Source organism: Halopseudomonas pertucinogena (genome assembly GCF_014646575.1).
Lineage (GTDB): Bacteria > Pseudomonadota > Gammaproteobacteria > Pseudomonadales > Pseudomonadaceae > Halopseudomonas > Halopseudomonas pertucinogena.
Genome location: NZ_BMNN01000001.1, coordinates 635,788 through 650,695, shown reverse-complemented (window position 1 = coordinate 650,695; position 14,908 = coordinate 635,788). Strand labels below are relative to the sequence as shown.

At 64.1% G+C, this 14,908-nt stretch carries 9 protein-coding genes and 1 pseudogene; 6 read left to right on the top strand and 4 right to left on the bottom strand.

Annotated elements, in window-relative coordinates; all coding sequences use genetic code 11:
- Window positions 1-2 precede the first annotated feature (2 nt).
- From glgX to IEW63_RS03030, 6 genes are read left to right on the top strand one after another with little or no spacing between them, the layout of a single operon-like run.
- Entirely contained in the window at window positions 3-2,204 is a 2,202-nt protein-coding gene (gene glgX / locus IEW63_RS03055; protein WP_188635102.1) for a glycogen debranching protein GlgX, read from the top strand.
- 32 nt (window positions 2,205-2,236) lie between these two features.
- Complete coding sequence (locus IEW63_RS03050; protein ID WP_188635101.1) at window positions 2,237-2,422, top strand: hypothetical protein; 186 nt, start codon at window positions 2,237-2,239, stop codon at window positions 2,420-2,422.
- Window positions 2,423-2,431: 9 nt separating this feature from the next.
- A complete protein-coding gene (locus tag IEW63_RS03045) occupies window positions 2,432-3,343 on the top strand; it encodes a DUF72 domain-containing protein (RefSeq protein ID WP_188635100.1) in 912 nt (303 codons plus the stop codon).
- Window positions 3,340-4,131, top strand: a complete 792-nt coding sequence (locus IEW63_RS03040) for an endonuclease/exonuclease/phosphatase family protein (protein WP_229710299.1) — start codon at window positions 3,340-3,342, stop codon at window positions 4,129-4,131. Before IEW63_RS03045 ends, IEW63_RS03040 begins: the two co-directional genes overlap by 4 nt.
- Window positions 4,128-5,369 carry a cardiolipin synthase ClsB gene (gene clsB, locus IEW63_RS03035; RefSeq protein ID WP_188635099.1) on the top strand — a complete coding sequence of 414 codons (1,242 nt, stop codon included), beginning with the start codon at window positions 4,128-4,130 and terminating at the stop codon, window positions 5,367-5,369. Before IEW63_RS03040 ends, clsB begins: the two co-directional genes overlap by 4 nt.
- Window positions 5,366-6,352 (top strand): lysylphosphatidylglycerol synthase domain-containing protein, encoded by a 987-nt coding sequence (locus IEW63_RS03030; protein ID WP_188635098.1) that lies wholly within the window; start codon window positions 5,366-5,368, stop codon window positions 6,350-6,352. The genes clsB and IEW63_RS03030 overlap by 4 nt, the downstream gene beginning before the upstream one ends.
- 192 nt (window positions 6,353-6,544) lie before the next feature.
- On the opposite strand, the gene glgB is transcribed toward IEW63_RS03030, so the two are convergent.
- From glgB to IEW63_RS03010, 4 genes and pseudogenes are all read right to left on the bottom strand, one after another.
- Complete coding sequence (gene glgB / locus IEW63_RS03025; RefSeq protein WP_188635545.1) at window positions 6,545-8,737, bottom strand: 1,4-alpha-glucan branching protein GlgB; 2,193 nt, start codon at window positions 8,735-8,737, stop codon at window positions 6,545-6,547.
- Window positions 8,727-12,066: pseudogene (gene treS, locus IEW63_RS03020) on the bottom strand (maltose alpha-D-glucosyltransferase). The gene glgB and the pseudogene treS overlap by 11 nt, the downstream one beginning before the upstream one ends.
- A 7-nt stretch (window positions 12,067-12,073) precedes the next feature.
- On the bottom strand, window positions 12,074-14,047 hold the full coding sequence (locus IEW63_RS03015) for an alpha-1,4-glucan--maltose-1-phosphate maltosyltransferase (protein WP_188635097.1): 1,974 nt from the start codon (window positions 14,045-14,047) through the stop codon (window positions 12,074-12,076).
- Complete coding sequence (locus IEW63_RS03010) at window positions 14,040-14,906, bottom strand: SDR family oxidoreductase (protein WP_188635096.1); 867 nt, start codon at window positions 14,904-14,906, stop codon at window positions 14,040-14,042. The genes IEW63_RS03015 and IEW63_RS03010 overlap by 8 nt, the downstream gene beginning before the upstream one ends.
- Window positions 14,907-14,908: the final 2 nt, after the last annotated feature.

The following is a 14,908-nucleotide window of genomic DNA, read 5'->3' as shown; positions in this document are numbered from 1 at the left end:
TCATGACCATCAGCAAGGGTGTTGCCCAATCACGCCGCGCACTGCACAAATCCCGTATTGCCGAGGGCCAGCCCTTCCCCCTCGGCGCTACCTGGGACGGCCTGGGTGTGAACTTCGCCTTGTTCTCGGCCCACGCCACCAAGGTGGAACTGTGCCTGTTCGACAGTGAAGGCAAGCAGGAACTCGAACGCATCGAGCTGCCGGAGTACACCAACGAGATCTGGCACGGCTATCTGCCGGACGCGCATCCGGGCATCGTCTATGGCTATCGGGTTTACGGCCCCTACGAGCCCGATGCCGGACACCGCTTCAACCCCAACAAGCTGTTGCTGGACCCCTACGCCAAGCAGCTGGTCGGCGAGCTGAAGTGGTCGGACCGGCTGTTCGGCTATACCCTGGGTTCGCCGGACGCGGACCTGAGTTTCGACGACCGGGACAGCGCCCCCTACGTGCCCAAGGCGCGGGTCATCGATCCCGCATTCACCTGGGGTCGCCACCATCGCCGATACGTCCCCTGGGAGCAGACCATCATTTACGAAGCCCATGCCAAGGGCCTGACGATGCGGCACCCGGAAGTACCGGAGCATGTACGGGGCACTTTCGCCGGTCTCATGCACCCGGAGGTAATCAGGCACATCAAATCGCTGGGGGTGACCAGTGTCGAGCTGCTGCCGGTACATGCCTTCGTCAATGATCAGCACCTGCTGGACAAGGGCCTGAACAACTACTGGGGCTACAACACCATCGGCTTCTTTGCCCCCCACCCCACCTACCTGGCCAGCGACAACATCAGCGAGTTCAAGGAGATGGTCGCGCACCTGCATGATGCCGGGCTGGAGCTGATTCTCGACGTGGTCTACAACCACACCGCCGAAGGCAACGAGCTGGGCCCGACCCTGTCGATGCGCGGCATCGACAATGCCACCTACTATCGTCTGATGCCGGATCAGAAGCGCTACTACATCAACGATTCGGGTACCGGCAACACCCTGGATCTCAGCCACCCCTGCGTGCTGCAGATGGTGACCGACTCGCTGCGCTACTGGGCGACGGAAATGCAGGTCGACGGCTTCCGCTTCGACCTGGCCACGATTCTCGCCCGCCACGCCGATGGCTATGATGAGCGTCACGGCTTTCTGGTTGCCTGCCGTCAGGACCCGGTGCTGAGCCGCTGCAAGCTGATTGCCGAACCCTGGGACTGCGGGCCGGGAGGCTACCAGGTCGGCGGCTTCCCACCCGGCTGGGCCGAGTGGAACGACCGCTTCCGCGATACCGCCAGGGCCTTCTGGATGGGCGAGGAAGGCAAGGTGGCGGAGCTGGCCAGCCGGCTCACCGCCTCCGGTGACCACTTCAATCAGCGCGGCCGCCGGCCCTGGTCATCGATCAACTTCGTCACCGCACATGACGGCTTCACCCTGCGCGATGTGGTCAGCTACGACCACAAGCACAACGAGGCCAACGGCGAGGACAACAACGACGGCAGCGATCATAACCTGTCGTGGAACCATGGCTGCGAGGGCCCTACCGAGGACCCGGAAATCAATCGTCTGCGCCTGCGCCAGATGTGCAACCTGCTGTCCACGCTGTTTCTCTCCCAGGGCACGCCGATGCTGCTGGCGGGTGACGAGTTCAGCCGCACCCAGCGGGGCAACAACAACGTCTATTGCCAGGACAACGAGCTGGGCTGGATCGACTGGAACCTGGATGACGACGGACGGCAGCTGCTGGATTTCACCCGCTATCTGATCCGGCTGCGTCAGCAATACCCCATCCTGCGGCGAGGCCGCTTCCTGGTCGGCGAGTACAACGAAGAGCTGGGCGTGAATGATGTCAGCTGGCTGTCGCCTACCGGCGAGCCGATGACCGAGGAGCAGTGGGAGGATCCCCATAGCCGCTGCCTGGGCATGCTGCTGGATGGCCGCGCACAGCCCACCGGCATCCGCCGCCCGGGCGATGACGACACCCTGCTGCTCCTGGTCAACGCGCACCACGACGTGGTCAGCTTCCATCTGCCGGAAGTGGCCGGCGGCAGCCACTGGACGTGCCTGCTGGATACCAACCGGCTGGACCTGCGCAAAGGAGAGCATCATGACTTTGCCAGCGAGTTCCTGCTTACCGGGCGCTCGGTGCTGCTGCTGAAGCTGGAGCATGAAAAAGCTGAACCAAGCCGCAGCGCCTCAGTCGGAAAGGATAATGGGCACTGATTTGCTGGTGCCCACCAAGGGAGGTCAACGGCATGAGCAACGATACGTCCAAACCCGAAGATACCACCGCACCCAAGCCCTTCGAGCGGCGCGAGTGCGGTCCTGAACCGCGGCGCAAGGCACCCGAGCCGGGCGATGTCGAGGATCAGCTCGACGAGGCCCTGGATGAGTCCTTCCCCGCCAGCGACCCACCTTCCCCGGCGTCCCCGAAACCCTGAAAGGACGCCATGAAGGGTATCCATATCGGCATATCCGGCTGGCGCTACACCCCCTGGCGCGGTGATTTCTATCCCGACGGCCTGGTGCAGCGCCGGGAGCTGGCCTATGCCTCGCGCACGGTCAACAGCATCGAGATCAACGGCTCCTTCTATTCGCTGCAGACGCCCGAGCGCTTTGCCGGCTGGCGCGAGGACACGCCCGACGATTTCGTGTTCAGCGTCAAGGCGCCGCGTTACATTACCCACGTGAAGCGGCTCCGGGACATCGGCGAGGCGATGGCCAATTTCTATGGCTCGGGGCCGCTGCAACTGGAACACAAGCTCGGCCCCTTCCTGTGGCAGTTCCCACCGAGCTTCAAATTCGACCCGGCGCTGTTCGCCGAACTGTTCGCCCTGCTGCCGCGCAATTTCGGTGAAGCGCTGCATTGTGCCCGGCAGAGCACACGCTTTGCTGAGCAACCCGCTCCGGCCTGCGCCGCCGACCGTCCCCTGCGCCACGCTGTGGAAATCCGCCACACCAGCTTTCTGCAGGAAGAGTTCATCGATCTGCTGCGCCAGCATCGCATCGCCCTGGTGGTCGCCGACACCGCCGGCAAATGGCCGCTGGTGGAGGAACTCACCGCCGACTTCATGTATCTGCGGCTGCACGGGGACAAGGAGCTTTATACCAGCGGCTACGATGAGGGCGCGCTGGATCGCTGGGAGCAGCGCATCCGGCTGTGGCATCAGGGCCGCCAGCCGGATGATGCCAGGCGCATCTCATCGACAGATACCAGCGCCGGCAAGCGGGACGTGTACTGTTATTTCGATAATGACGTCAAGGTGCGGGCGCCCTACGACGCCCGTCGCCTGCTTGAGAAGCTCGGGCTGACTGCCGGGCTCGAACAGAAGCCGGGCACGCTTTCCGGGGAGTTTCTGTGACACCACAAAGTGCAACCGATCGCCATCTCACCAACCAGTCGCCCACGGTTACCTCGCTGCGGCTGCTCACCATCAATACGCACAAGGGGTTCAACTGGGCCAACCGCCGGTTCATGCTGCCGGAGCTGCGCGAAGCGGTACGTACGCTGGACACCGACCTGGTATTTCTCCAGGAAGTGATGGGCTTTCATCACCGTCATGGCCAGCGCTTCGACAACTGGCCGGATGCCCCCCACTACGAGTTTCTGGCCGACACCATGTGGCCGGAATTCGCCTATGGACGCAACGCCGTCTACCCGGACGGGCACCACGGCAACGCGCTGCTGTCCAAATTCCCGATACTCCATTACGAGAATCGTGACGTGTCCATTACCGGGACCGAGGAGCGTGGACTCTTGCACACCATACTGGATGTACCTGGCCAGCCCGACCTGCATGCCATCTGCGTGCATCTCGGGTTGCGCGAGCGCCACAGGCGTGAGCAGCTGCGTCTGCTCTGCCACATGATCGACCAGTTCCCCGCCGACGATCCGGTGATCGTTGCCGGTGACTTCAATGACTGGCGCAAGCGCGCTGATGCCCAGCTGCATGAATGCGGACTGCGCGAGGCCTTTGTCGAAGCCAATGGCGCTCCGGCAAAGACCTTTCCGGCGCGCTTTCCACTGCTGTGCCTTGACCGGATCTACACACGCAACCTCATCACCCACAACCCCAGGACGTCATACCGGCGCCCGTGGTCCCATCTGTCGGACCATGCTCCGCTGGCCGTCGAGGTACGCTTCAAATGAAACCCATCTGGCTTGAAGGCAATGCGGTCGAGATGCTGATCAACGGTGAGGAATTCTTCCCCCGGGTATTTGAACGCATTCGCCAGGCTCAAAAGGAAGTTCTGCTCGAGACCTTCATCATTCTCGAGGACAAGGTCGGCAAGGAGCTGCAGGAAGCGCTGATCTGTGCTGCCCGCAATGGCGCCCATGTCGAGGTGATCGTGGATGGCTACGGCACCGTCGACCTGAGCGATGAATACCTCGCCCAGCTCCGCGATGCCGGGGTACGGGTTCATGTATTCGACCCGCAGCCGCGCCTGCTCGGCATGCGCACCAACCTGTTCCGCCGGCTGCACCGCAAGATCGTGGTGGTGGACAGCGAGGTGGCCTACGTCGGCGGCATCAACTTCACCGCCGTGCACCTGGGTGATTACGGGCCCGGTGCCAAGCAGGACTATGCCGCCGAGGTGCGCGGGCCGATCGTGCTCGAGATCCGCCATGCCAGCCTCAACCTGTTCCGTCAGGCGCGCAAGGAACTGCCACTGCCGCTGGCCGCCGAGCACCGGCATCACCATCAGCAGCGCTACGCCGGAAGCTCGCGCATCATGCTGGCCATCCGCGACAACGAGCACCACACCTCGGACATCGAGGATCATTATCTGTATGCCATCCGCTCAGCCAATCACCGGGTGGTCATCGCCAACGCCTATTTCTTCCCCGGCTACCGCATGCTGCGCGAACTGCGCAACGCCGCCCGCCGGGGTGTCCAGGTGACGCTGATCCTGCAGGGCGAACCGGATATGCCCTGGGCGCGCAATTTCTCCACTTTCCTCTACAGCTATCTGCTGCGCGCCGGGGTGGTCATCCACGAGTACTGCGAGCGCCCGTTGCATGGCAAGGTCGCGCTGATGGACAGTGAATGGGTGACCATCGGCTCCAGCAACCTGGACCCGCTGAGCCTGTCGCTCAATCTTGAAGGCAACCTGTTCATCCGCGACACGAAGCTCAACCATCAGCTGTATGACCACCTCATGAAGCTGTCCCACGAGCATTGCAGCAGCATCACCATCGACAAGGCCGCCCGTGGACTCTGGTGGCGAGCGCCCCTTACCGTACTGTGTTTCCACTTCCTGCGCCGCTTCCCGTCAATCGCCGGCAGCCTGCCTGCCCACACACCGCGGCTGGAGCCGCTGCTGCCGGTCGAGGAGCGAGCGGAAGAAGAGCTTGTGACGCTGGAGCACCAGGAGAAGCCTCTATGACCGCCCAGGAGCAGTCTCCACCTTCCCGCGGCTGGCGCCGCTGGATCAAGCCGCTGCTGACGCTGGTCTTTCTGATCGTCATCCCCACCCTGTTGTACTTCCAGCTGCGGGATACCGACTGGCAGGAGGTCTGGGGCACCCTTCAGGACTACCCGGCGTGGGTGCTTGTCCTCGGCGCGGCCATTGCCCTGCTCAGCTATCTCAATTACAGCAGTTACGACCTGCTCGGCCGCCATTACACCGGCCACCGCCTGCCGATAAGACAGGTGCTGCCACTGGTGTTCGTCTGTTATGCCTTCAACCTGAACCTGAACGCCCTGGTCGGCGGCATCGCCCTGCGCTTCCGACTCTACACCCGGCTCGGCCTGGATGTGCCCACGATCACCCGCATCTTCAGTCTGAGCGTGATCACTAACTGGCTGGGGTACCTGTGGCTGGGCGGCACGGTGTTCGCCATGGGCGTGGTGCCACTGCCGGACAACTGGGAAGTAGGCAGCACCGGGTTGCGGGTGATCGGTGTGCTCATGGTGCTTACCGCGCTGGCCTATCTCGCCGCCTGCGCCTTCTCGCCCCGGCGCAACTGGCGAATCCGCGGCCAGACCATTGAACTGCCGGGCTGGCGCCTTGCCCTGACCCAGGCGGCGCTGGGTGCGTGCAACTGGGTATGGATGGCCTCGCTGCTGTGGTTGCTGCTGCCCGAGGGCGTGTATTTCCCCACCGTGCTGGGGATCCTGCTGATCAGCAGCATCGCCGGGGCGATCGCCCATATCCCGGCCGGGCTCGGCGTGCTGGAAACCATCTTCCTCGCCCTGCTCACCGACGTACCCCACGGCAATCTGGTCGCAGCGCTGCTGGCCTACCGGGCGCTGTATTTCCTGCTGCCACTGAGCATTGCGGTGGTGGTGTATCTGGTGCTGGAAAAACGGGCCCGAGCCATGCGCGACGCCAATACCCAGGGCGAGACACTGCGGGCGGAGGGTTGAGATAGCTGTGGCGTGGAGGCTCCCCCTCTCCCCCAGCCCCTCTCCCGCGAGGGGAGAGGGGTGGCTGAGCGGCACGGCCGTGCAAACTCCAATACCCCCTCTCCCCTTGCGGGAGAGGGCCGGGGAGAGGGGGAAGGCAGGCCGCGCTTCCCGGGACAGCAAGAACATTCGCGGGGCGCCCAGCCCCGCGCGCTATTTCACTCCGATGATCAGCGTGCCCAAGGGCGGCAACTCCAGCACCAGCGAGCACGGCTGGCCATGGCTCTGCTGCGGCTCGCTGTGCAGCTCCCCATAACTGCCTGCTCCGGACCCGGAATACTGTAGCGCATCACTGTTCAGCAGTACCTGCCAGCCCGCGGCCTCCGGCACCCCTACCCGATATCCGCTGCGCACCACCGGCGTGAAATTGTGCACCACCAGTACCAGCGCGCCATCTTCGCCCCGGCGCAGCCAGGCATAGACGCTGTTGGTGCTGTCATCGCCGATCAGCCACTGGAAGCCGTCCGCGCGATCATCGCGCTGGTGCAGCGCCGGGTGTTGCCGATACAGGGCATTGAGGTCCCGCACCAGATCCCGCACGCCGCGGTGTTCGTCATACTGCAGCAGGTACCAGTCCAGCTGCCGGTCGTGGCCCCATTCGCGCCACTGACCGATCTCGCAGCCCATGAACAACAGTTTCTTGCCCGGGTGGCTCCACATGAACGACAGGTACAACCTCAGATTCGCAAACTGCTGCCAGCGATCCCCGGGCATCTTGCCCAGCAGCGAACCCTTGCCGTGGACCACTTCGTCGTGTGAGATCGGCAGGATGAAATGCTCGGTAAAGGCATACAGCAGGCCGAAGGTGATCTGCTGGTGGTGATGGCGCCGGTGCAAGGGGTCTTCGCCGATGTATTTCAGCGTGTCGTGCATCCAGCCCATGTTCCACTTGCCAGAGAAGCCCAGACCGCCGGCCTGGGTGGGGTGACTGACCCCGGGCCAGGCGGTGGACTCCTCGGCAATCACCAGGGCACCGGGCACCTCGCTGGCTACCACATCGTTGAGGTGGCGGAGAAAGTCGATGGCTTCCAGATTTTCCCGGCCGCCGTGGCGGTTGGGGATCCACTCGCCGCTCTTGCGCGAGTAGTCCCGGTAGAGCATGGAGGCGACCGCATCCACCCGCAGGCCGTCGACATGGTATTCGCGCAGCCAGTGCATCGCCGAGGCCAGCATGAAGCCGTGCACCTCGGTGCGACCGAGGTTGTAGATGTGGGTGTCCCAGTCCGGGTGCCAGCCCTCGAAGGGATGGGCGTATTCGTACAGCGCGGTGCCGTCGAACAGCCCCAGCCCATGCGCATCACCGGGAAAGTGCGCCGGCACCCAGTCGAGGATCACGCCGATGCCGGCCTGATGGCAGGCATTGACGAAGCCGGCAAAATCCGCCGGGCTGCCGTAGCGCGCGCTCGGTGCGAACTGGGACAGCGGCTGGTAGCCCCAGGAGCCGCCGAAGGGGTGCTCCATCACCGGCAGCAGTTCGATATGGGTGAAGCCCATATCCGTCACGTAGGGCACCAGCTGTTCGGCCAGCTGCGCCCAGCTCAGCGGTTCACCGCTGTCGGTATGGCGCCAGGAGCCGGCGTGCACTTCGTAGATGGCCAGTGGTCGGTCGGGCCCCTGCCTCTGCTCGCGCTGGGCCATCCACTGGGCATCGTCCCAGTGGAAGTCCAGCCTGCCGGCCACCACTGAACCGGTGGCCGGCGGGTGCTCGGTCTGCAGCGCAACCGGGTCGGCCTTCAATGGCAGCAGCCCCTCCCGACCGAGAATCTCGTATTTATAGACCTCACCGGCCTCCAGCCTGGGGATGAAGATTTCCCAGATGCCGGCACCGGGATGCAGGCGCATGGGGTGGCGGCGTCCATCCCAGCTGTTGAAGTTGCCCACCACCGACACGCGCCGGGCGTTGGGCGCCCATACAACGAAACGCACGCCATGGACCCCGTCCACCTGCCAGGGTTGCGCGCCGAAGCAGCGCCCCAGCTGGCGGTGCTTGCCTTCGGCAAACAGATGGATATCCAGCTCGCCCAGCTGCGGGCCGAAGGCGTAGGGGTCTTCGGTTTCCTGCACACCGCTGCTCCAGTTGATCCGCAGGCGATAGGGCTGACGTCGGGGCATGTCCGCGACAAACAGCCCCGGGACCTGCTCCTGCATGAATCCCAGCGACTCACCTGCGGCATCGAGCAGCTGCACCTCCAGCGCGCCCGGCTGCCACACGCGGACCCGCACGCCATCCTCCATCTCATGCGGTCCGAGGAAGGCGAAGGGGTCGCCGTGCTCGGCGCGCAGCAGGGCCTGTACCTGCGCACTCTCGTCATTGGTCCGCCCGGGGGCGGTATTCCTATCGGCCATTGCCGTTCTCTCCATCAGGGTGCTCCAGGGTCTTGCAGATCTCGACCAGCCCGCTCAGCGGGACGTCCAGCCAGTCCGGCCGGTAACCGGCTTCGTAATTGATTTCATAGGCCGCCTTTTCCAGGCTGAACAGCGCCAGTGCCGCCTGCTCGCCTCCGCTGTGACGCCAGGCGTGGGGCACCCCACGGCTGGCCTGACGGTAGGCGTCGACAAAGGCCCGGCTGCTCTGCTCGCGGTAGCGCCGGGAAATCAGCAGCCGCGCCTGCTCGGCTTCTTCCGAATGATCGGTGCCGTATACGCTGCGCAGGGCGGTGGCGGCGGCGTAGTCGAAGGAACGCAGCAGGCCGGTGACATCCTTGAACGGGCTGTGACGCTGGCGACGCTCCTGCAATGGCCTGGTGGGTTCACCTTCAAAATCGATGAAACAGGCGTCGCCGGGCACCACCAGCACCTGCCCGAGGTGCAGATCGCCATGGACCCGGATCCGTACGCTGCCTTCGCACAGCTGCGCCAGCCGTGTCACCTGTGAACTCAGGTGTGCTGCGCGGTCCTGCAGCCAGCGGGCCAGCTCGGCATGGGGTGGCGACAACCTGCCCTCGTGCTCGCGCAGCGCGGCCAGCGCCTGGCCAAGTTGCCGGTTGATGCTGTCGGCCCAGGCAGCACAATCGGCCTGATCGCTGATGACGAAGCCGAAGTCTTCACCACCGTCGGCGTCAGCCAGCAGGGCGTGCATCTGCCCGAGCCGCTGGCCCAGGATGGTGGCGAAGGCTTCGAGCTCCGCCAACGCCGTGTACTGGTTCTCCTGTTCCGACAGGCCACCCACCAGTTCATCGCGGATGGCACGCTCCAGGGTATCCCGCGTCCACTGCCAGGCATCGCCCTGACTGGCGATATAGCCCTGCAGGATCATCAGCGTGTAACACTCGCCCCCCCTCCGCCAGCCGGCTCACCTCGCCGAGCAACGGTGCTATCGCCGGGAACTGGCGCTGGGTGAGGAAGCGGCCGATCTCGATCTCGGGATGAATGCCGGGCATGACCCGCCGGATGATCTTCAGCATCATCCGCTCGCCGATCAGGATCGAGGTATTGGACTGCTCGGCGGTCATGGGATGGATATCTTCATCCTCGACCGGCTCCAGCGCCGCCAATCCGGGTTCAGGCTGGAATCGGAGCTGCTGGCCGGGTGCCTGCAGGACCTCGGCGCGGCGCAGGCTGGCGAGCAGGTGCCGGGTAAAACCGGCCAGGGTGGCGGCGTCCGTCAACAGTCCGAGCCGTGCGCCCCGCCGCAGCCGGGCCACGGCAAATGCGGCCGCCGCCTGGCCGGCGGGTTCGCTGGCTTCGGCCATGGACAGGAAGCCCAGCGGCAATTGGTACAGATCATCGCCGGATTGCAGCTCGCAGAGCACACAGGGTGCCGGCTCGCTGCAGAAGGGAATGGCATACAACAGATTGACCGACTCCGCGCTGCCTCTGGCCGCGAACCAGCGACGCTTGCTCAGCCAGGCCGGCAGGGATTCCTGCTCAAGGACCTGACGGCAGGCCTGGCCGAGCAATTCGGACAGGTCCTTCTTGATCACCAGGGTCGCCAGCTCCGGCATCTGCTGTACCGGTTCGACGTGCCAGCTGGGCATCTGGCTCTCGTCCGCCAGCACGAACCAGTAAAAGCCGTAGGGGGGCAGCGTCAGCAGGTAATGCAGCTGGCCAATCGGCGGAAAGCTGCTGCCGCCGATCATCTCCACCGGCACCTTGCCGGCCCAGGGAGCCAGATCCAGTTCGGTGGCCTGGGCCGAACGCGACAGGTTCGCCACGCACAGGATGATCTCGTGCTCACCCTTGTCGTTGGTGAACTCGCGCAGATAGGCAATGATGCGGCGGTTGGCCGGTGCGAGCATCCTCAGGGTGCCGCGGCCGAAGGCCTGTTGCTGTCTGCGCACCGCCAGCATCCGCCGCGTCCAGTTGAGCAGGGAGTGCGGGTCCCGGGTCTGGGCTTCCACATTGACCGCCTGGTAGCCGTAGAGCGGGTCCATGATCGGCGGCAGCACCATGCTCGCCGGATCGGCTCGGGAGAAACCGCCGTTGCGGTCGGTCGACCATTGCATCGGGGTCCGCACTCCGTCGCGGTCGCCGAGGAAGATATTGTCGCCCATGCCGATCTCGTCGCCATAGTACAGGGTCGGTGTACCGGGCATGGACAGCAGCAGACTGTTGAGCAGCTCGATGCGCCGTCTGTCCCGCTCCACCAGCGGAGCCAGGCGCCGGCGAATGCCGAGGTTGATGCGTGCCCTGCGGTCCGCAGCGTAGTAGTTCCACAGGTAGTCGCGCTCCTGTTCGGTCACCATCTCCAGCGTCAGCTCGTCATGGTTGCGCAGGAAGATCGCCCACTGGCAGTTCTCCGGTATTTCCGGGGTCTGGCGCAGGATGTCGGTAATCGGAAACCGGTCCTCCTGGGCGATGGCCATGTACATGCGCGGCATCAGCGGAAAGTGGAAGGCCATGTGGCATTCGTCGCCGGGGCCGCCATCTTCACCCCCGAAATAGGGCTGGGTATCCTCGGGCCACTGGTTGGCCTCGGCCAGCAGCATGCGGTCGGGGTAGAGCGCATCCAGCTCGGCACGGATCTTCTTCAGCACCTCGTGGGTTTCCGGCAGGTTCTCGTTGTTGGTGCCGTCGCGTTCGATCAGATAGGGAATGGCATCCAGCCGCATGCCGTCCACACCCATGTCCAGCCAGAAGCGCATGACCGCCAGTACTGCCTTGAGCACCCGCGGGTTGTCGAAGTTCAGGTCCGGCTGGTGGGAATAGAACCGGTGCCAGAAGAACTGCCCGGCGACAGGGTCCCAGGTCCAGTTGGACTTCTCGGTATCGAGGAAGATGATCCGCGTGCCCTGGTATTTCTGGTCGGTATCCGACCAGACATAGAAGTCCCGCTCCCACGATCCCTTTGGCGCATGGCGGGCACGCTGAAACCAGGGGTGCTGATCCGAGGTGTGGTTGATCACCAGTTCGGTGATGACCCGCAGTCCACGACGGTGCGCCTCGCGGATGAATCGGCGGACATCAGCCATGGTGCCGTAGTCGGAATGCACGCCCCGGTAGTCGGCAATGTCATAGCCATCGTCGCGCCGTGGCGACGGGTAGAACGGCAGCAACCACAGGGTGTTGACCCCCAGATCAACCAGGTAATCCAGCTTCTGGATCAGCCCGGCGAAGTCACCGATGCCGTCGTCATTGGCATCGAAGAAGGATTTCACATGCAGCTGGTAGATGACTGCATCCTTGTACCAGCAGGGGTCGTTGAGGAATACCGGATCCTTCTTCTGTCGCGCCATGTCTACCTCATGTCACAGGCCTTATACGCCATATTCCGAAGGGCAGATGCCAGGGTTCGATGCGCATCCACTGGGTCTTGCCGTGCCATAACCAGGTGTGACCGTTCATCAGATCCTCGCCCTGAGTCACGGCGTCATCATTCAGACCGAACTCCCACAACGGCAGTTCAAAGTGAGCTTGCTGGGCATTGAACGGATCCAGGCTGACGGCAACCAGGATGAAGCTGGAGAGGTCCTCGGTGCGCTTGCCGAAGTACAGGATATTGTCGTTCCAGACGTTGTAGGCCTGGAACCCCAGATGGGTCTGCAGCGCCGGGTTCTCCCGGCGGATTCGGTTGAGCCGGGCGATCTCGGCGACGATGTTGCCCGGCGCATGCCAGTTGCGCGGCCGCAGCTGGTACTTTTCCGAATCCAGGTATTCTTCCTTGCCCGGCAGCGGCGCGCTTTCGCACAGCTCGAAGCCGGAATACATGCCCCACAGGCCGGACCCCATGGTGGCCAGTGCTGCCCGGATCAGGAAGCCGGCCCGGCCGCTGTTGTGCAGGAACCGCGGGTTGATGTCCGGCGTGTTGACGAAGAAGTTCGGCCGGTAACATTCCCGCCATGGCGACTGGTTGAGCTCGGTAAAGTACTCCTGCAGCTCCTGCTTGGTATTGCGCCAGGTGAAGTAGGTATAGCTCTGACTGAAGCCGATCTTGCCCAGGCGCGCCATCATGGCCGGGCGGGTGAAGGCTTCGGACAGGAAGATCACCTGCGGATGCTGATGCCGCACCTCGGCAATCAGCCACTCCCAGAACGGCAGCGGCTTGGTATGCGGGTTGTCTACCCGAAACAGCGTAACGCCCTGCTCCACCCAGAACAGCACCACGTCGCGCAGTGCCAGCCACAGGTCCGGCATCGCCTGCTCTGCATAGAAGTCGACGTTGACGATATCCTCGTATTTCTTCGGCGGGTTCTCCGCATAGCGGATGCTGCCGTCGGGCCGCCAGTTGAACCAGCCCGGATGCTCCCGCAGCCAGGGATGATCCGGTGAGCACTGGATGGCGAAGTCCAGGGCAATTTCCAGCCTGTGCTCCCTGGCCTCGCTGACCAGCCGGCGAAAGTCGTCCAGCGAGCCGAGCAGCGGATGCACGGCATCGTGCCCGCCTTCCTCGCTGCCGATCGCGTAGGGGCTGCCGGGGTCGTCGGGGCCTGCCTGCAGGCTGTTGTTCGGCCCCTTGCGGTGGGTCAGTCCGATGGGGTGAATGGGCGGGAAGTACAGCACATCGAAGCCCATGCGGGCGATGTCCGGCAGCCGTCCGATGACATCATCGAAGGTGCCGTGCCGCTCCGCATCGCCACTCATCGAACGGGGGAAGAGTTCATACCAGCTGGCGAATTCCGCAAGCTTGCGCTCGACATCCAGCAAATGCTGATCACTGCGGCACAGATGCGGGCGCTCAGCCGCCAGCGCCATTATCTCGGCGGTATGGGGGCTCAGCATGAGGGCCACGCGCTCGTCGGTGCCGGCGGGCTCGGCGAGCGCCACCAGCAGCTCCTGCAGCATGTCGATGTGTTCCGCTGCGGCCTGATCGAGGGTCCGTTGTATCAGCTGCTGGCCTTCCTGCAGCTCCAGCTCCACGGTAACACCCGCCCTGTGTTTCTTTTCCAGCTCGTCGGTGTAAGTCGCCCATTCATCGACCCAGGCCTGGATGCGGAACGGCACGATCCCGATATGCTCGGCAACCAGCTCGGCCTCCCAGCGGTCGTTACCGATAAGGGTCATGGGCACTGACCGCCAGGGGTCTCCGGCACGCGGGCGCCAGCGCACCTCGGCGCCAAGCTTGCCATGGCCGTCGCAGATAAATACGGCGGATACCGTGACCGGCCGCCCTATCAGCGCCTTGACGGCGTGGCGACCGCCATCGATCGCCGGCGCCACCGACTCGATGGCAATCCGTGGCGAGGCGATCGCCTGTTCGACCGAGGCGCCGTCAGCCATTGACTACCGTTCCACCGTTCACATGCAGCACCTGGCCGCTGACGTACGAGGAGTCGCGACAGGCCAGATAGACGTAGGCCGGTGCCAGTTCGGCTGGCTGTCCCGGCCGCTGCATCGGTGTGTTGGAGCCGAACTCCGCGACCTGATCCTCGGTGAAAGTCGAGGGGATGAGCGGCGTCCAGATCGGCCCGGGGGCCACGCCGTTGACGCGGATGTTTCGACTGGCCAGGTTCATTGCCAGCGACCGGGTGTAGGCGACGATCGCGCCCTTGGTGGCGGAATAGTCGATCAGCTGGGGACTGCCTTTATAGGCCGTGACCGACGTGGTATTGATGATCGAACCGCCTTCGGGCATGTGCGGCAGCGCCGCCTTGGTCAGCAGGAACATGCCGAAGACATTGGTCTGGAAGGTCCGCTGCCACTGTTCTGTGCTGATGTCCTCCAGTTTCTCCTGGGGGTGCTGCTCCGCGGCGTTATTCACCAGCACATCGATGCGGCCCCATTTACCTGTGACCTCGTCAATGACCTTCCGGCAGAAGGCCTCATCGCCGATGTCTCCGGCGAAACCCAGCACTTCCCCACCAGCGGCGGAGATCTCCTGTTCGGTCTCGCGGGCATCCGCTCCCTCTTTCTCGGGGCTCAGATAGAGCATGGCCACCCGGGCGCCCTCCCGGGCAAAATGCACCGCCACCGCCCGGCCGATGCCACTGTCCGCGCCACTGATGACGGCAACCTTGCCTTCGAGCTTGCCGGAACCCCGATACTCATCGGTGATGAACACCGGCTGCGGATGCATTTTCTGCTCCGAGCCCGGCTGTTGCTCCTGATGCTGTGGTGGGGGAGTCTGCTTGTCGCTCATGC